Here is a 16,680-nt window from a genome sequence, read left to right on the forward strand (position 1 = left end):
ATGCATGAAATTTTAATTAAAAAATTACACAGTGACGTCAATATTCCAAAATATGAGACGGAAGGGTCTTCAGGGCTTGACCTTGAGGCTTATATTGAAAAAGATCTGAGATTGTTATCAGGGGAAAGAAAATTAGTTCCTACAGGTGTTAGTGTGGCTATGCCTAATAATTTCGAAATTCAAATTCGTCCTAGATCGGGACTAGCTTATAAGAACGGAATATCAGTTGTAAATACCCCCGGAACTATAGATTCTGACTACCGTGGTGAAATAAAGGTGCTACTAATTAATCTGGGAACTGAGGCAGTTACTATTAAAAAATTTCAGAGAATAGCTCAAATGGTTATATGTCCTATCATTAAAGCCAATTTAAAAGAGGTACAGGAGCTTCCAGAAACAATAAGAGGTGCTGGTGGATTTGGCTCTACCGGTCAATAAAGTGAGAATTACAAACGATCAAATTAAAAGATACTCCGGACAAATCAATCTAAAAAAAATTAGCATTACGGGTCAAAAGAAAATAATTGATAGTAAAATTTTAATTATTGGACTAGGTGGATTAGGAACTCCAGCACTGACCTATCTTGCAAGAAGTGGTGTTGGGTGTTTTGGAATAGCTGACCCTGACAAAGTTTCTATTTCCAATTTACATAGACAGATACTTTATGATCAAAAAGATCTAAAGAAATCTAAAGCAGAGGTAAGTAAAAAAAAAATATTATTAACCAATCCCAAAATAAAAATAAAAATATTCAAAAGTAAAATTACAAAAAATAATATTGATAAAATAGCAAAAGATTATGATGTTATTTTGGATGGGACCGATAGCTTTATAAGCAAATTAACTATTAGCGATTATTGCAAGAAAAATAAGAAAATTTTAATCTGCTCAGCTATCAATAAATTTTTAGGGTATTTGTTTGTATTTAACTTTAAAGAAAAACAAAAGAAATCTCCTTGCTTAAAATGCTTTATGCCCAAAGCCCCAAGTAATGACAATAATGACTGTGAGTCCGAAGGAATCGTAGGCTCTATAGCGGGAATAATGGGCGTACTGATGTGTAATGAAACAATTAAAGAAATTTTAAATTTTAAAGAATCATTATGTGGAAAAATCCTGATTGTAGATTTAGAAAAAACAACTTTCAGAACTATCAACTTGCACAAAAATTGTCATAATCATCTGTAATGAGTGTTAAAAATTATTTGGCCTTTTTTTTATTTTTTTTTTACGCAACTGAGACTTTTTCCGATAGTGATTTAAAATACTTAAGCTTGAAAAATAACAAGGTGAATGTGAGAATTGCTCCCTCAAGAACTGCTCCGATTAAATGGATTTACGAAAAGAAAAGTTTTCCTGTCATAATTATTGACCAATATTACAATTGGCGAAAAATTAAAGATTTTGAAAATGATAGCGGGTGGGTGCACATTTCTCAACTATCTAGAAAAAGATCTGTTTTATTTGTTAAGGACGAAGTATTAATATTTAAAAAACCAACTACCTATTCCCGCCCTATATATAAAATTGGAAAATTAGAAGTTGCAGTAATAAAAGAGTGTTCTTTGAACTGGTGCAACGTGAAGAATAATCTTTTTTCAGGATGGGTAGAAAAAAATTCCTTATGGGGCTTAAATAAAAATGAGATTATGAACTAGTTTTATTTGCAAAAATTATTTATAAATAGCTATATAAAAAAATTATTAAAATATTTTCCAGCATGACCAAAAAAAACAATTATAATTATCAAGAGCTTCTTGACTGTGGCAATGGTAAAATGTTTGGTGAGGGTAATGCAAAACTGCCTGTTCCGCCCATGCTCATGTTTGACCGCATCACAACTATAAATAACAATGCAGGAGATTACAATAAAGGGTTAATAGAAGCAGAGTTAGATATCAAAAAAGACTTATGGTTTTTTGATTGTCATTTTATAAATGATCCTGTTATGCCTGGATGTTTAGGTTTAGATGCCATGTGGCAACTGGTTGGGTTTTTCTTGGGTTGGGATGGAAATCCTGGAAAAGGCAGGGCCTTAGGAGTGGCAGAAGTAAAATTCACTGGAGAGGTAACCCAAAAAATTACTTTGGCAAAATACATAATTCATATGAAAAAAATTATGAAAAAAGGTGAGACTTCTGTTGGTCTTGCAGATGGTGTGCTTTTGGCTGATAATAAGGAAATATATAAAGCTAAAAATTTAAAAGTAGGATTGTTTAAAGGAGGGCAGTAGTGAAAAGGGTAGTTATATCGGGACTAGGAATAGTTTCTTGCTTAGGAAATAATCAAGAAGAGGTTTACCAATCTCTTTTGAATGGAAAATCGGGCATTTCATTCTGCGAAGAGTACAAAGAGTACAATTTAAAAAGTCATATTCATGGGAAACCAAACATAAAGTTAGAAGATCATATAGATAGAAAGACAATTCGATTTATGGGTGCTGGTTCTGCATACAACTATATAGCCATGCAGGAAGCTATTAAAGATTCAGGCTTAGAAGACAAAGAAGTTAGTAATATTAACACAGGTATTATTATGGGTTCAGGCGGGCCCTCTATTGAAAATGTCGTTCTGTCAGTAGACAAAACTAGAGCCAAAACACCAAAATTAATGGGTCCATTTATTGTCCCAAGAACCATGGCAAGTACTGCATCAGCTACTTTAGCCGTTCCTTTTAAAATCAAGGGAACCAACTATACGATAAGTTCAGCCTGCGCTACTAGTGGTCATGCCATTGGAAACGCTATGGAATTAATTCAATATGGTAAACAAAAAATTATGTTTGCTGGTGGTAGCGAGGAATTACATTGGGCCATGACTGCTATGTTTGACGCAATGACTGCATTGTCTTCAAAATATAATGACACTCCTGACAAAGCATCAAGAGCATACGATAAAACAAGAGATGGTTTTGTGATTGCTGGGGGAGGTGGTGTATTAGTTTTAGAAGAATTAGAGCATGCCAAAGCAAGAGGAGCAAAAATTTACGCTGAATTAACAGGATATGGAGCGACCTCAGATGGGTATGATATGGTAGCTCCTTCTGGTGAAGGTGCTGTTCGATGTATGAACATGGCACTTAGTACTACTAAAAATAAAATAGATTATATCAATACGCATGGTACTTCTACTCCAGTTGGAGATGTTACAGAGTTAAGATCTGTTGCCGAAGTGTTTAAAGATAAAATTCCAAAAATTAGTTCAACGAAATCTTTATCTGGCCATCCTCTAGGAGCAGCCTCAGTTCATGAAGCCATTTATTGTTTAATTATGATGAAAAATAAATTTATTGCAGCCTCTGCCAATATTGGAGAGATGGATGATGAAACAAAAAAATTCCCTATCGTCACAGAAGTTCAAAAAAATGTAGAACTTAATGCTGTCATGTCTAACAGTTTTGGTTTTGGGGGAACTAACGCAGCACTAGTATTTGAAAAATTATCATCATGAAACTTTTAGAAAATAAAAAAGGCTTAATTATGGGAGTTGCAAACGAACGTTCTATTGCATGGGGAATAGCGCAAAAATTAGCTGAACATGGCGCAGAATTAGCTTTTACTTATGTTGGAGACGCACTTAAAAAAAGAGTTATTCCACTTGCAGAATCTTTAGGGTCTAAGTTTACTTTAGATTGCAATGTAGAAAACAAAGAACAAATTATTAAAACTTTTGCTGATATTAAAAAAGAATGGGGCAACATAGACTTTGTTATCCATGCTGTGGCTTTTTCAGATAAGTCAGAACTCAGCGGTGAATACTTAGATACTACCAGGGAAAATTTTTTAAAGAGTATGCTAATCTCATGTTTTTCTTTCACAGAAGTTGCTAAAGAAGCAGCTCCCATTATGAACGAAGGTGGAAGCATGCTGACGTTAACGTATGAGTCTACCAAAGTTATTCCTAACTATAATGTTATGGGAGTTTGCAAATCTGCATTAGAAACAAGCACTAAGTATTTAGCAAGAGACCTTGGTGGAAAAGGAGTTAGAGTGAACGCCATTAGCGCAGGTCCTATTAAAACATTAGCAGCTTCTGCAATTGGAGATGCTAAATTTTTATACAAATGGAATGCAGATCACTCTTTGTTGAAAAGAAACGTAGATATACATGATGTCGGAAATTCTGCGTTGTACCTAGTAAGCGATCTGTCAGGTGGTGTGACGGGTGAAATTCACTATGTAGATGCTGGATACAATAAAGTTGGTATGCCAGATCCTAAAAATATTACTTCCTAATTTGAAATTGTGAAAAATATTAGAAGATCTTTTTTAAAATTATTAGGATTTTCATATCTATCAACAATTTTACTACCTTATAATTTGGCACATTCTGCTGCTAAAAAAATTATTAATCCAAATCTTACCGAAGAACAAAAAAAAATTATGCTTGATCAGGCAACCGAAAAGCCATTTTCAAGTCCATTAAATTTTGAAAAAAGAAAAGGGTTCTTTCATTGTGCTAATTGTGATGCAAAGCTTTTTTCATCAGACGCTAAATTTGATAGTGGGACTGGTTGGCCGTCTTTTTCTGAATCTTTGCCTGGTGCTTTTAAAACTACCATTGATTATTCATTTGGAATGAAAAGAATTGAGTATTATTGCGCCAATTGCGGTGTGCATCACGGCCATGTATTTGATGATGGGCCAACTTCAACCCAAAAAAGATTTTGCAGTAATGGATTGTGTTTAATCTTTAAACCAGAAATTTAGTTTAAATTTATTAAATAATAAGGGGCGTTCTGTTGCCAGGTGCCCTAATCTGACTTTGTATCTTCTGTTACTTCTTTCATAGAAAGTTTAACTTTTCCTCGGTCAAACCCTACTACTTTCACAGAAACTTCATCACCTTCTTTAACGACATCAGAAACATTTTCTACTCTCTTGGCTGCAAGCTGAGATATATGAACTAGCCCATCTTGCTTTCCTAAGAAATTTACAAATGCACCAAATTCCATAATTTTTACTACTTTACCTTTATAGATTTTCCCCATTTCTGGTTTGGCAACAATATCTTTAACCATTTGCACTGCCTTCATTCTAGATTCTTCGTCAGCAGCTGCAATAGTAACCATACCATCATCGTTGATATCTAGTTTGGCACCTGAAAGTTCTACAATTTCTCTAATCGTAGCTCCACCTTTTCCAATCACTGCTGCGATATCTTTTTTATCTACTTGAATTCTTTCCATCTTAGGGGTGTTTTTAGAAAGCTCTTTTCTAGACTCTGTTAAAGCTTTTGCCATTTCACCTAAAATATGAATTCTTCCTTCTTTAGCTTGATCTAAAGCTTTCTCCATAATGTCAAATGTGATTCCTGTAATCTTGATATCCATTTGAAGAGAAGTAATTCCATCTTTAGTTCCCGCTACTTTAAAGTCCATATCTCCAAGATGATCTTCATCTCCCAAAATATCACTAAGGATTGAATAGTCATCACCCTCTTTAATAAGTCCCATTGCAATACCAGCAATTGGTGTTTTAATCGGTACACCCGCATCCATAAGTGCAAGCGATGCTCCACATACAGTTGCCATAGAAGACGAACCATTTGATTCTGTAATCTCAGACACAATTCTAAATGTGTAAGGAAATTCTTCTTTAGAAGGAAGTGAAGAATTAATTGCTCTCCATGCTAATTTACCATGACCAATTTCTCTTCTTCCAGTTCCAATACGTCCAACTTCTCCAACAGAATAAGGTGGGAAGTTATAATGAAGCATAAATCTTGATCGCTCAGCTCCATCTAAAGTTTCTAATCTTTGCTCATCATCTGAAGTTCCTAGAGTAGCCACAACTAAAGCTTGTGTTTCTCCTCTTGTAAACAATGAAGAACCATGCACTTTGGGTAAAACACCCACTTCACATTTAATATCTCGAACTTCGTTTAGTTTTCTTCTATCAATTCTTTTTGAATCTTTTAAAATTTGTGTTCGTACAATTTTTTTCTCAACACTTTTGAATTGGTCTCCGATTTCAACTTTAGAATAAGTCTCATCGCCTTCAAACATAGCTGTTACTTTATCTTTAGCAGCAGCAATTAAACCAGTTCTAATTTGTTTGTCAGATTCATCAAATGCTTTTTGTAAATCGTCAGCAACGGCTGAAGAAATTTTTTCTTTTAGCTCCGAATAATCTTTTTCTTCTATTTTCCATCTTTCTTTACCTGCCTCTTTTGCAAAATCTTTAATTAAATTAATGACTTCTTTAGCTTTGTCATGACCAAATTTAACCGCATCTAACATTTGTTTTTCTGATAGGCCTGAAGCTTCTGATTCAACCATCAATACAGCATCTTCCGTACCAGCAACAATTAATTCTAACTGCGAATCTTTAATTTGCTCTTTGGTTGGGTTTAAAACAAACTCTCCATCGATCATTCCTACTTTTGCAGCAGCTACAGGTCCCATAAAAGGAATTCCTGAAATAGCTAAAGCTGCAGAGCTTGCAATTAATGCTAATGCTTCTGGATCGTTTTCTTTGTCATATGATATTACTGTAGGCAGCACCTGAGTTTCATTTCTGAACGAACTCGGAAATAAAGGTCTAATTGGTCTGTCAATTAATCTTGATATTAATGTTTCAGCTTCTGTAGGTCTAGCTTCTCTTTTAAAGTAACCACCTGGAATTTTTCCAGCTGCATAATATTTTTCTTGGTAATTAACTGTTAAGGGGAAAAAATCCATATCTGGCTTTGCTTGTTTTGCTGCAACTGCAGTTGCCAAGATAACCGTCTCTCCACAAGTAAGCATAACCGCTCCGTCTGCTTGACGAGCTACTCTACCTGTTTCTAGTGTTAATTTTTTATCGCCCCAAGTAATTTCTTTTTTTGTGATGTTGAACATAAGTTTCTATTTACGCAAACCTAACTGCTCTAAGACTTTCTTATAAATAGATGGCTCTTTTTTGCTCAAATATTCTAGTAATTTTTTTCTTCGAGTAATTATTCTGCTTAATCCTGTGTTTGAGTGTTTATCTTTTTTGTTTTTAACAAAGTGCTCTGATAAGTATTTAACTCTCTCAGTTAAAATACCGATTTGAACTTCTGATGAACCGACGTCGGTTTTGTGTTTTTGCAATGATGCAATCACTTCTTTTTTTTCAATTTTTTTCTTTGGCATAATCCTTTATATATTTAAAATTCTTTTGGGATAAAAAAATCCAGACTTTAATTCTCCGAATGCGAGTACCTGGCTTTGATTTTGGGCAATTAAACTCTTAATATTTACTTCTCCAAACTCTTCCAACATGCTTACTTTCATTCCGTTTTTAATAAGCTTTATTCTTTCATCTTCTAATTTTATGGATGGTATATGTATTAAAACCTTTCGAATATCAAGCAAGTATTTATAAAAGTCCTCTTTTTCAACGTTTTTTATTAAAAAATCCATGGTCAGTGTATTTTTTTTTGAGAAATGACTATATCTGCTTCTTAAAATTTTAGACGCATAACCAAAAGTATTTAAAGCAAATGCCAAATCTCTAGCTAAGCTTCTCACATAAGTTCCAGATCCACAACTAACCAAGAACGATGTTTTGTTTTCATGATGAGAGACAACTCTCAAATTAAAAATAGTTACTTTTTGTGGCTTTAGCTCAAATTCCTCATTATTTCTTGCTAAGTCATAACATCTTTTGCCATTAATTTTTTTAGCTGAAAATTTTGGAGGGACTTGATCAATCTGTCCAATAAATAAATGAAGTACTTTATTAATTTCTTTTAGAGAAGGGATAATTTTAGATACATTGGTAGTCACTCCCTCAGAATCTAGTGTGTTTGTTTCTTCGCCCCAAAAAACTTCAAACAAATAATTTTTTTTTGCTTCCGCTAGATAAGGAATAGACTTCGTCGCCTCACCAATGGCTATTGGTAGAACTCCTTCTGCTAATGGATCCAGCGTTCCAGCGTGACCAATCTTTTTTAACTTAAATTTTGATTTGAGAACATTTAAACAATAAGTTGAAGTGTAGCCTTTAGGTTTGTAAATATTGATCCAACCATTCATTTTGGTTCTAGATTAGTAGAAATTAATTTTTCAATATTTTCAGCATAATCAAATGATTTATCAAGAACAAACCTTAAATCCGGTAAAAATTTTGCTGACCAGGAACTCTTTACTCTTTTTTTAACTTCGTATGAAAATTGGTTTAAAGTTTTAAAAGCAATCTCTGATTTATCTCCAGAAAGAGGAATAAAATAAACTATAGCGTGTCTTAAATCTGGACTAACCCTAACTTCTGTAATGGTAATATTTCTTGTTGAAATGTCGGGAAGAACTATTTGATCTTTAATGAAAATATTGGCTATAATTTTTTTTAGATTTTCGCCTGCTTTTAACTGTCTTTGAGTTAATGGTTTTGAAGTATTCTCATAATCCATTAAATTTCTCTTTCAATTGTGATTGTCTTAAAGAATTCGATCACATCTCCTTTTTTAATATCATTGAAATCTTTAATAGAAACACCGCATTCCAAGCCTGCTTTTACTTCTTTTGCTTCATTCTTTTCTCTAAAAAGACTGTTCACTTTACCTGTATAAACAACCGCACCATCTCGAAGCAGTCTTAACTCTGAATTATTTTTTATTTCACCCTCTGTAACTTTAACACCAGCAACTTTACCAGCTTTCGAAACGCTGAATACCTCTAATACTTCGCAAGTTCCTTGGCCTTGCTCTTCCGTCTCTGGAGCTAACAAGCCAGATATTTTTTTGGTTATATGATCTAGTGCTTCATAAATTATATTAAAGTAAAGTATTTCTAATTTATAACTTCTAGCTAAATCTTTTGCTTCCTTATTTGGTCTAATATTAAATCCTAATAAAATAGCATTCGAAGCTTTTGCTAAAGTGACATCTGTTTCTGTGATAGGCCCAACGGCTGATAAAATAATTTTTGTCTTAATGTTTTCAATTTTAATTTTTTCAATTGCATTAGCTAAGGCTTCTAGAGATCCGTTAACGTCTGTTTTTAAAATAATATTATATTCTTCTTCTGGATCAGACTCTCCAAAAATATCAGTTTTTTTGTTACCTGCTAGTTTTTTGTTTTTAATCTCTTGTTGTCTATACTCTACAATTTCTTCAACCTTAGAATCATTTTCTACAACAACAAAATCATCTCCTGCATTAGGGGCTCCCTGAAAACCTACAATCTCTACCGGCGTGGACGGACCTGCTTCATTAATTAAATCTCCTCTGTAATTGTAAATAGCTCTTACTTTTCCATTAGAAGCACCACTAACGAACAAATCTCCTTTTTTTAAAGTACCTTTCGCAATTAAAACTGTAGAAACTGGACCTCTTCCTTTATCTAGTCTTGATTCAACTACAACTCCTGCAGCTGCAATAGAAGGGTCTGCTTTCATATCTAAAATTTCTGATTGTAATAAAATTAACTCTTTTAATTTATCTAAATTAGTTTTTTTTAATGCGGATATTTCTACGCTCAAAACATCTCCTCCCATTTCTTCAACTATCAGTTCATGTTCTAAAAGTTGGTTTCTAACCTTTGTGGGATCTGCACCTTGTAAATCACATTTATTAATAGCAACAATAATAGGCACTTGTGCCGCTTTAGCATGTTGAATAGCCTCTATCGTTTGAGGTTTAATTCCATCATTGGCCGCAACTACTAAAATAACAATATCTGTAATCTTGGATCCTCTAGCTCTCATTTCTGTAAATGCAGCATGTCCAGGAGTATCTATAAATGTAATCAAACTTTTATCATTCACATTTACTTGGTAAGCTCCTATGTGCTGAGTAATACCCCCATGCTCCGAATTCACTACACTTGCATCTCTTAAAGAATCTAGGAGAGATGTTTTTCCATGATCAACGTGCCCCATTACAGTGACAACTGGTGGTCTTGAAACTGCATTTTCTAAGTCTTTATCCTTAGATAGAATATCTTTCAATAACTGATCTGGCTCTTCTTCTATAAGAATTTCGTGTCCAAATTCTTTTACAATAAATTCTGCTGTGTCTTGGTCAATCGTATGATTAATAGTAACTTTTACATTTTTAGTTAATAGATATTTAATAACTGTATTGGCTCTTTCTGCCATTCTATTAGCCAATTCTTGAATGGTAATAACTTTTGGAATTTTAACTTGTCTGATTACTTTTTGCCCGTCTGTATCTTGACCACTTTGTTTTTTAAAAAGTTTTTCTCTGGATCTTTTCACTGCTGCAAGACTTCTGACTTGAACCTCTTCTTCTTCTGATAGTGCTTTGGTGACTGTTAAACGATAATCTCTTTTTTTCCCAGCTGCTTTTTTATCGGCTTTTTTAGATAGCTCTTCTTGAATTTTTATTTTTGCCCACTCTTTAGCTGATTTAGGCTTTTCAGGGCTCTTTGCAGGTTTAGTTGTTGGTGAAGGTTTACTTTCAGGAGTAGTTGTACTATCCGATTTCTCGATTACAGGATTGGGAACTTTTGGTTCTTCTTTTTTTCCAAAAATAACAGATGTTTTTTGTGCTTGTTTCTTATTTACCGAACTGGGTGCATTACCAGTAAAATTTTTTAGAGTTAATTTTTTTTTTTTCTTTCGTGCTCATTTTTATTCACCTTGGTATTCATTAAATGTCGAAAACTTTTTTTCTAGCTCTCATAATCAAGTCATCAGCATCTTTTCTAGAAATATCAAACTCCTCAAGTATACCATCAAATTTTTCTCTTTTACCTTTGATTTCATCATACCCACCGATTAACTCATCCGTAGCCAATTCTGCAAAATCTTTTAGAGTTTTAATGTTATCCTCACCTAGAATTAAAAGCATTCCAAGACTAAGGCCTTTATGGGTAGCCAAATCATCTTCTATACCCAATTCTTTTACTTTTTTAGATACTTCCTCAGCTTCTTCTTGAATGTATTCTTTTGCTCTATTTTGAAGCTCTGTCGAAGTCTCTTCATCAAAACCTTCAATTTTTAAAAACTCAGGCAAACTTGCATTTGCGATTGCATTGATTGTCGGAAATCCTTCAGCCACAAGAAGTTGAGCCATAGTTGTATCTATTTCTAAACTCTTAACTAATTTTTCAGTGTTGTCTTTAAATTCAGTCTGTCTTTTTTCTGATTCTTCCTTATCTGTAAGTATATCAATCTCATAATCTAATAGCTTAGATGCCAGTCGAACATTTTGACCACGTCTTCCAATTGCTTTACTTAGATTGTCCTCATCAATAACTACTTCGATTCTTCTATCATCTTCCGCAATGATAACTTTCATAACTTCGGCAGGAGATAAAGCGCTCTTAACTAAAGAAGATGCGTCTTCCGTCCAATTTATAATGTCAATTTTTTCTCCTTGCAATTCGTTAACGATAGCTTGAACCCTACTACCTCTCATACCAACGCAGGCACCAACTGGATCTATCGAACTATCTTTTGATTGAACGCATATTTTGGCTCTACTACCTGGATCTCTAGCAACCGATTTAATTCCAATTGTACCTTCATAAATTTCTGGTACTTCTTGATGAAATAATTTTGCTAAAAATTGCGGATGCGCTCTAGATAAAAATATTTGTGGTCCTTTGCTCTCTCTTCTTACATCGTAGCAGTATGCTTTAATTCTATCTCCATTTTTTAAATTTTCTCTTGGAATAAGCTCTTCTCTTCTTATGATTGCTTCTGATTTTTGCAAATCTACAATTACATTGCCGTATTCGGATCTTTTAACTATGCCACTTAAAATCTCTCCTACCTTATCTTTAAATTCTTCAAACTGCCTATCTCTCTCAGCGTCTCTAATCTGATGTGATATAACTTGTTTTGCAGTTTGCGCAGCTATTCGTCCAAAATCTACTGGTGGTAATTCTTCATTAACTATATCGTCAATCTTAGCCTCACTATTTTTTTCAAGTGCTTCCCCTAACCCTATTTCAGAGTGGGTATTCATGACTTTTTCAACTACTTTTAATTTTCTTCCAAGCTCAATTTTTCCTGTAGCTCTATCTATTACAACGTAAATTTCGTTTTCATTTCCATATCTAGTTTTGGCAGCTTTTTCTATGGCACTTTCCATTGAAGTTAAAACCAAGTCTTTGCTTATAGATTTCTCATCAGCAACAGCATCGGCTATTCTAATTAATTCAGTACTATCAATTCGGTTATTTAGCATTTTGATTTTTAGTAAAAAAAAAGGGCCTAAGCCCGTTTTTTAATTTGTTAATTTTCCTGGAAATTACTCCAATATTTAAGATTTTACAATAACTAAAAAATTAACCTTATTTCCTAACTTTTTGGCTCTTAAAAAGTATTTTGTTTGGCCAAGGTGTTTTACGTCTATTTTTTTGTGAACAATTGGGATTTTTTTTAAAATCCTTACTTTCCAAACAGTCCTGAACAGATTCAAAATAATCCTGATTGTCTGTTGCAAAATATAGCTTCCCATTTTTATCTAGTCTTTTTACAATATTCTTTAAAAAAGGCAGCTGAACAAGTCTACGCTTGTGATGTTTTTTTTTATGCCAAGGATCGGGGAATAAAATAAAAATTTCTTTAAAGTAAATTTTTTTATACTTTTCTAAAAATTTTTCTACAGGATCGGGATAAACTAAAATGTTGTCTATGTTTTGTTTTACGCAGCTATAGATAACACTGACTACTCCATTGATAAAAGGCTCTATGCCAATAATTTGACTATTTAAATTATTTTTTGATAATTCAATCAAATTATGCCCCATGCCAAATCCTATTTCTAGGATATTGGGAGCGGTTTTTTTTATTTTTTTAAAATTAAATTGAAAATTTTTAAGATTTTCGTCTAGAATTTTTTTTTTTCTAACGAAATTTTACGAGACTGAATTCGTCCAAAGAATATTTTTTTTTTAATCACTACACTTCTTTTTTAAAAACATTTACCATATCTGTTTTTTCCCAGCTAAACGAACCATCTGCTTCTGGAACTCTTCCAAAGTGTCCGTACGCTGCTGTTTTTTTATAGATTGGTTTATTCAATTCTAATTTATTTCTTATTCCTCTTGGGCTTAAATCAAAATTATCTTGGATAACTTTTGTAATTTGATCTACTAATTTTTGATCTTCTTGAAAAATATCTAAATAAATAGAAAGTGGTTGAGAAACTCCAATTGCATACGACAATTGGATCACTGCTTTATCTACGATTCCTGATGCAACTATATTCTTTGCTAAATATCTAGCTGCGTACGCTGCAGATCGATCTACTTTGCTAGGATCTTTTCCTGAAAATGCTCCACCACCATGCAATGCTGCTCCACCATACGTATCAACTATAATTTTTCTACCTGTTAATCCCGTATCACCGTCCGGTCCACCAATGACAAACTTTCCTGTAGGGTTGACATAAAACTGATCTTCTGGACAAGACCAATCCTTTGGAAGAATTTTTTTTACATAAGGCCTGATCATTTCTTTTACTTCATTCTGACCAATCGATTCATCGTGTTGTGAAGAAATTACTACTGAGCTCACACCTATGGGCTTACTGTTTTCATAAACAACTGAAATTTGACTTTTTGAATCTGGACCCAATAATTTTAAATCTCCACTTTTTCTTGCGATAGCCATTTCTTTTAAAATTTTATGAGAATAGGTAATTGGTGCTGGCATTAATTCTTTCGTCTCATTACATGCGTATCCAAACATGATTCCCTGATCTCCAGCTCCCTCATCTTTTTCATTTCCGCTAGAATCTACACCTTGGGCAATATCTGCTGACTGCTCATGCAAATAATTAAAAAATTCAAAGTTTTTCCAATGAAAGTTTTTTTGCTCGTATCCTATATTTTTTATCTGCTCTCTTACAGCTTGCTCGATAACCTGAGGGTCAATTTTTGGACCTCTAATTTCTCCTGAAAGGATAATCTTATTAGTAGTTGCAAGCGTTTCACAGGCGACTCTACTTTCGTTAAACTCTGAGAGATATAGATCTAAAACAGTATCTGAAATAATGTCACATACTTTGTCTGGATGACCTTCTGAAACCGATTCACTTGTAAATATATAATTTTTATTCATTGGTTTTTTCTAAAAAGAAAAATGAATATACAACTAACAAAAGTAAGTAAATAAAAAATAGCATTTTCAAACTCACTAAACAGTGTTTTTTTATTTAACTTGTAGATATCCACAGCAATACTTGATTGATTCGAAAAATCAGTAGTTTTAGCTAATCTGCCATTGGGCATTATACTACTAGTTAGGCCTTGATTGGTTGATCTAACTACCTGTTTACCTTGCTCTATGGCTCTATACTTAGAGTGAACAAAGTGCTGAATAGTACCAATCGAACGATTGAACCAACCATCTTCCGAAATATTTAAAATAAAATCGTATTCCTTTTTTTCAATATTAATTGATCCAGAAAATATAATTTCATAACAAATTAAAGGTAAAAATTTAATATTATTAATATTTAATGTGACTGGGTTTCTTTTTTCTCCTTTGGAAAAAGAGCCATACCCAAATGTAATTTTTTTAAAATCTATTTTTTCAAGCAAGTTATAAAAGGGAACAACCTCGCCAAAAGGAACTAAATTTATTTTGTCATAGGTTGAAAGTATTTCAGCCTGATTATTAAGCAGTACAAGACTATTATAAAACCTATTTCCTTCGTAACGGATAGATCCTAGTACGATGTTATGATTGTTAGAAAAATTATCATAAAAAAGTTTTTTATAATTTTTAGAATTATCGAGATTAGACAAAACTCCCTCAGGCCAAACAAATAGCGTTTGGGTATCTTTATACATTTTTGGTTTACTAATATTAATTAACCGATTGACATACTGCTCTTCATTATTGGTTAAAGTTAAATCTATTATTTTTTGGTTTGGTTGAAGCAACACCACCTTAAAATTTGGAATTTTTTTTAAGTTGTTATTATTAATTATGCTTTGACCAAAAAAAAAGTTTACACAAAGTGTAAAAACTATAGACGAGACAATTATGAGCAGTTTTTTGTAATGAAAATGTTTTAGCGCAAGATATGGAAGACAAAAAATAAATATTGTAAATAAATTTAAAGAATAGGTTCCAACAAAACCTAATACTTGAAGACTCTCTAACGACCAACTCCAGGTGTATGCAAATAAATTCCAAGGAAAATCAAAAAAAAGATTGCCCCTCATAAAATCTAAAGCTGAAAGCGCAACTGAAAAAACAATAATAAAATAAAAATTATTTGAAATGATTTTCTTAATTAACATGCTTGCTAGCCCATAAAAAACAGCGACTACTGATGGCAAAACCACTAGCGTTAATGGTTTTAAAATAGCTAAGTTATCATCAAAGTTTAGGGAATATGTAATCCAGTATAGACTAAACAAAAAATAACCATAACCAAATAAAAATCCAATATAAAAAATTGATTTTCTCGTTTGATCTTTATTTACAAATAATAAATATAGTAATGTGGGAAAAATCAAAAACCCTAATGCAGTATAGCTGTAAGGAGGAAGGATTAACGAAAGAATACTACCTAAAGAAAGAGATACTAAATATTTATTTTTCTTAAAAAGAAAATTTTTCATTTTTAAGATTTTGTAATCTTAAGAACTTTAATTTTTCTAGGATCGGCATCTATAATTTCAAACATATAATTGGGAATATCTTTTATAATTTCTCCCTTTTGTGGAACTCTGTTTACAATAGAGAAAATATAACCACCAAGCGTTTCTATGTTTTCTATTCCAAATTTAATATTTGCCATTTTTTCAAATTCATCTAATTCCATTGTTGCATTGGCAATAAAAGTGCTTTCATTAATTTTTTTAAATTCTGTCACATCATCATGATCATGTTCATCTTGAATCTCTCCAACAATTTCTTCTACTAAGTCTTCGATCGTCAATAACCCATCTGTTCCACCATGCTCATCTATTACCAATGCCATATGTAGCTTTGTAGATTGCATTTTTAATAAAACATTCAAGATAGGCATTGAAGGTGGCACAAACAAAACATCTCTCATAATTTGCTGCAAATTAAAATCAGCTTGTGAACGTTGGTTGGTAAAATTGATGAGGTCTTTTACGTGTACCATTCCCATCACATCATCTAGATCTTTTCTAAAAATTGGAATTCTAGAATGAGATTCGGTGTTAATAATTTTAATTAGAGTATTAAAGTCAGAATCATAACTTGCACTAACAATTTCAGCTCTAGGTATCATTATGTCAGCTGCTTTTAACTTATTGATAGTTAGTATATTTTCAAGAATTGTTTTTTCTTTATTCGATAGACCAGAACTTCTATTTCCAGCTCCAGAATTCTCATCAATTGCATCTTGAATGCTTTCCCTTAAATTATTTTGTTCAGAAAAACCCAAGGTTTTTTTTAATTTTTTGATAAAACTATCTTGTTTAATTTGAGTCATACAATAGCTAAAAGTTTTCTTTCCAAAGAATGCATCTCTTTGTAATTTTTTAAATTATCATGTTCGTATCCAACTAGGTGCAAACATCCATGGATAAATATTTTATTAACGTACTCTACAAAGTTAGTTTTTTGTTTTTTTATGTAATCATATGAAAAAGCCAAATCTCCAAGATAAATGTTATTCACTGTAGGTAATTTTCTTTTTAAGAAAAAGTTTTTTTCATGGTGTGGAAAAGATAATACATCTGTATCTTTTAAGATTCTTCTGAAGTCTTTATTTAGTTTTTTCATTTTAGTCTTATTAGTTAATAGAAC

At 32.6% G+C, this 16,680-nt stretch carries 18 protein-coding genes; 7 read left to right on the forward strand and 11 right to left on the reverse strand.

The features are described 5' to 3' along the window. The 7 genes from dut (at position 1) to msrB (ending at position 4,710) form a co-directional block, all read left to right on the forward strand. A complete protein-coding gene (dut, locus tag SAR11G3_RS01510) occupies positions 1 to 438 on the forward strand; it encodes a dUTP diphosphatase (protein ID WP_013694970.1) in 438 nt (145 codons plus the stop codon). Then, positions 419 to 1,189, forward strand: a complete 771-nt coding sequence (locus SAR11G3_RS01515) for a HesA/MoeB/ThiF family protein (RefSeq protein WP_013694971.1) — start codon at positions 419 to 421, stop codon at positions 1,187 to 1,189. The genes dut and SAR11G3_RS01515 overlap by 20 nt, the downstream gene beginning before the upstream one ends. After that, positions 1,189 to 1,659 (forward strand): SH3 domain-containing protein, encoded by a 471-nt coding sequence (locus SAR11G3_RS01520; protein ID WP_013694972.1) that lies wholly within the window; start codon positions 1,189 to 1,191, stop codon positions 1,657 to 1,659. The genes SAR11G3_RS01515 and SAR11G3_RS01520 overlap by 1 nt, the downstream gene beginning before the upstream one ends. 62 nt (positions 1,660 to 1,721) lie before the next feature. Continuing rightward, positions 1,722 to 2,234 (forward strand): bifunctional 3-hydroxydecanoyl-ACP dehydratase/trans-2-decenoyl-ACP isomerase, encoded by a 513-nt coding sequence (gene fabA, locus SAR11G3_RS01525; protein WP_013694973.1) that lies wholly within the window; start codon positions 1,722 to 1,724, stop codon positions 2,232 to 2,234. Beyond that, positions 2,234 to 3,451: a beta-ketoacyl-ACP synthase I gene (gene fabB / locus SAR11G3_RS01530; protein WP_013694974.1), complete on the forward strand. Its 1,218-nt coding sequence runs from the start codon at positions 2,234 to 2,236 to the stop codon at positions 3,449 to 3,451. The genes fabA and fabB overlap by 1 nt, the downstream gene beginning before the upstream one ends. Next, positions 3,448 to 4,236, forward strand: coding sequence for an enoyl-ACP reductase FabI (locus tag SAR11G3_RS01535; RefSeq protein WP_013694975.1), 789 nt, complete (start codon positions 3,448 to 3,450; stop codon positions 4,234 to 4,236). The genes fabB and SAR11G3_RS01535 overlap by 4 nt, the downstream gene beginning before the upstream one ends. Positions 4,237 to 4,245: 9 nt before the next feature. Continuing rightward, positions 4,246 to 4,710, forward strand: coding sequence for a peptide-methionine (R)-S-oxide reductase MsrB (gene msrB / locus SAR11G3_RS01540; RefSeq protein ID WP_013694976.1), 465 nt, complete (start codon positions 4,246 to 4,248; stop codon positions 4,708 to 4,710). A gap of 44 nt (positions 4,711 to 4,754) precedes the next feature. Here msrB and pnp read toward each other — a convergent pair whose 3' ends face one another. The 11 genes from pnp to ybeY all read right to left on the reverse strand — a co-directional run bounded on the left by pnp (position 4,755) and on the right by ybeY (position 16,656). Further along, positions 4,755 to 6,842 (reverse strand): polyribonucleotide nucleotidyltransferase, encoded by a 2,088-nt coding sequence (pnp, locus tag SAR11G3_RS01545; protein ID WP_013694977.1) that lies wholly within the window; start codon positions 6,840 to 6,842, stop codon positions 4,755 to 4,757. A 6-nt stretch (positions 6,843 to 6,848) separates the two neighbouring features. Next, entirely contained in the window at positions 6,849 to 7,118 is a 270-nt protein-coding gene (gene rpsO, locus SAR11G3_RS01550) for a 30S ribosomal protein S15 (protein WP_013694978.1), read from the reverse strand. Positions 7,119 to 7,124: 6 nt separating this feature from the next. After that, entirely contained in the window at positions 7,125 to 8,003 is an 879-nt protein-coding gene (gene truB, locus SAR11G3_RS01555; protein WP_013694979.1) for a tRNA pseudouridine(55) synthase TruB, read from the reverse strand. Continuing rightward, a complete protein-coding gene (locus SAR11G3_RS01560; protein ID WP_013694980.1) occupies positions 8,000 to 8,377 on the reverse strand; it encodes a ribosome-binding factor A in 378 nt (125 codons plus the stop codon). Before SAR11G3_RS01560 ends, truB begins: the two co-directional genes overlap by 4 nt. Then, on the reverse strand, positions 8,377 to 10,185 hold the full coding sequence (gene infB / locus SAR11G3_RS01565) for a translation initiation factor IF-2 (RefSeq protein ID WP_013694981.1): 1,809 nt from the start codon (positions 10,183 to 10,185) through the stop codon (positions 8,377 to 8,379). Before infB ends, SAR11G3_RS01560 begins: the two co-directional genes overlap by 1 nt. A 394-nt stretch (positions 10,186 to 10,579) precedes the next feature. Continuing rightward, positions 10,580 to 12,124 carry a transcription termination factor NusA gene (gene nusA / locus SAR11G3_RS01570; protein WP_013694982.1) on the reverse strand — a complete coding sequence of 515 codons (1,545 nt, stop codon included), beginning with the start codon at positions 12,122 to 12,124 and terminating at the stop codon, positions 10,580 to 10,582. Between the two features lie 106 nt (positions 12,125 to 12,230). Next, entirely contained in the window at positions 12,231 to 12,689 is a 459-nt protein-coding gene (gene trmB / locus SAR11G3_RS01575; RefSeq protein WP_013694983.1) for a tRNA (guanine(46)-N(7))-methyltransferase TrmB, read from the reverse strand. Between the two features lie 151 nt (positions 12,690 to 12,840). After that, the gene (metK, locus tag SAR11G3_RS01580) at positions 12,841 to 14,004 is read right to left on the reverse strand and encodes a methionine adenosyltransferase (protein WP_013694984.1); all 1,164 of its coding nucleotides are present in this window, start codon (positions 14,002 to 14,004) and stop codon (positions 12,841 to 12,843) included. After that, the gene (gene lnt / locus SAR11G3_RS01585; protein ID WP_013694985.1) at positions 14,001 to 15,518 is read right to left on the reverse strand and encodes an apolipoprotein N-acyltransferase; all 1,518 of its coding nucleotides are present in this window, start codon (positions 15,516 to 15,518) and stop codon (positions 14,001 to 14,003) included. Before lnt ends, metK begins: the two co-directional genes overlap by 4 nt. Before the next feature lie 2 nt (positions 15,519 to 15,520). Further along, the gene (locus SAR11G3_RS01590; protein ID WP_013694986.1) at positions 15,521 to 16,363 is read right to left on the reverse strand and encodes a hemolysin family protein; all 843 of its coding nucleotides are present in this window, start codon (positions 16,361 to 16,363) and stop codon (positions 15,521 to 15,523) included. Further along, entirely contained in the window at positions 16,360 to 16,656 is a 297-nt protein-coding gene (ybeY, locus tag SAR11G3_RS07230) for an rRNA maturation RNase YbeY (RefSeq protein WP_013694987.1), read from the reverse strand. The genes SAR11G3_RS01590 and ybeY overlap by 4 nt, the downstream gene beginning before the upstream one ends. Between the last annotated feature and the right edge of the window lie 24 nt (positions 16,657 to 16,680).

Source organism: Candidatus Pelagibacter sp. IMCC9063 (assembly GCF_000195085.1).
In the GTDB taxonomy this organism is placed as follows: domain Bacteria; phylum Pseudomonadota; class Alphaproteobacteria; order Pelagibacterales; family Pelagibacteraceae; genus IMCC9063.

Excerpts from the sequence above, each read along its gene's own strand:
- dut (WP_013694970.1), top strand. The coding sequence starts at position 1 with ATGCATGAAATTTTAATTAAAAAATTACACAGTGACGTCAATATTCCA.
- SAR11G3_RS01520 (WP_013694972.1), top strand. The coding sequence starts at position 1,189 with ATGAGTGTTAAAAATTATTTGGCCTTTTTTTTATTTTTTTTTTACGCA.
- fabA (WP_013694973.1), top strand. The coding sequence starts at position 1,722 with ATGACCAAAAAAAACAATTATAATTATCAAGAGCTTCTTGACTGTGGC.
- SAR11G3_RS01535 (WP_013694975.1), top strand. The coding sequence starts at position 3,448 with ATGAAACTTTTAGAAAATAAAAAAGGCTTAATTATGGGAGTTGCAAAC.
- pnp (WP_013694977.1), bottom strand. The coding sequence starts at position 6,842 with ATGTTCAACATCACAAAAAAAGAAATTACTTGGGGCGATAAAAAATTA.
- rpsO (WP_013694978.1), bottom strand. The coding sequence starts at position 7,118 with ATGCCAAAGAAAAAAATTGAAAAAAAAGAAGTGATTGCATCATTGCAA.
- truB (WP_013694979.1), bottom strand. The coding sequence starts at position 8,003 with ATGAATGGTTGGATCAATATTTACAAACCTAAAGGCTACACTTCAACT.
- SAR11G3_RS01560 (WP_013694980.1), bottom strand. The coding sequence starts at position 8,377 with ATGGATTATGAGAATACTTCAAAACCATTAACTCAAAGACAGTTAAAA.
- nusA (WP_013694982.1), bottom strand. The coding sequence starts at position 12,124 with ATGCTAAATAACCGAATTGATAGTACTGAATTAATTAGAATAGCCGAT.
- trmB (WP_013694983.1), bottom strand. The coding sequence starts at position 12,689 with ATGGGGCATAATTTGATTGAATTATCAAAAAATAATTTAAATAGTCAA.
- metK (WP_013694984.1), bottom strand. The coding sequence starts at position 14,004 with ATGAATAAAAATTATATATTTACAAGTGAATCGGTTTCAGAAGGTCAT.
- lnt (WP_013694985.1), bottom strand. The coding sequence starts at position 15,518 with ATGAAAAATTTTCTTTTTAAGAAAAATAAATATTTAGTATCTCTTTCT.
- SAR11G3_RS01590 (WP_013694986.1), bottom strand. The coding sequence starts at position 16,363 with ATGACTCAAATTAAACAAGATAGTTTTATCAAAAAATTAAAAAAAACC.
- ybeY (WP_013694987.1), bottom strand. The coding sequence starts at position 16,656 with ATGAAAAAACTAAATAAAGACTTCAGAAGAATCTTAAAAGATACAGAT.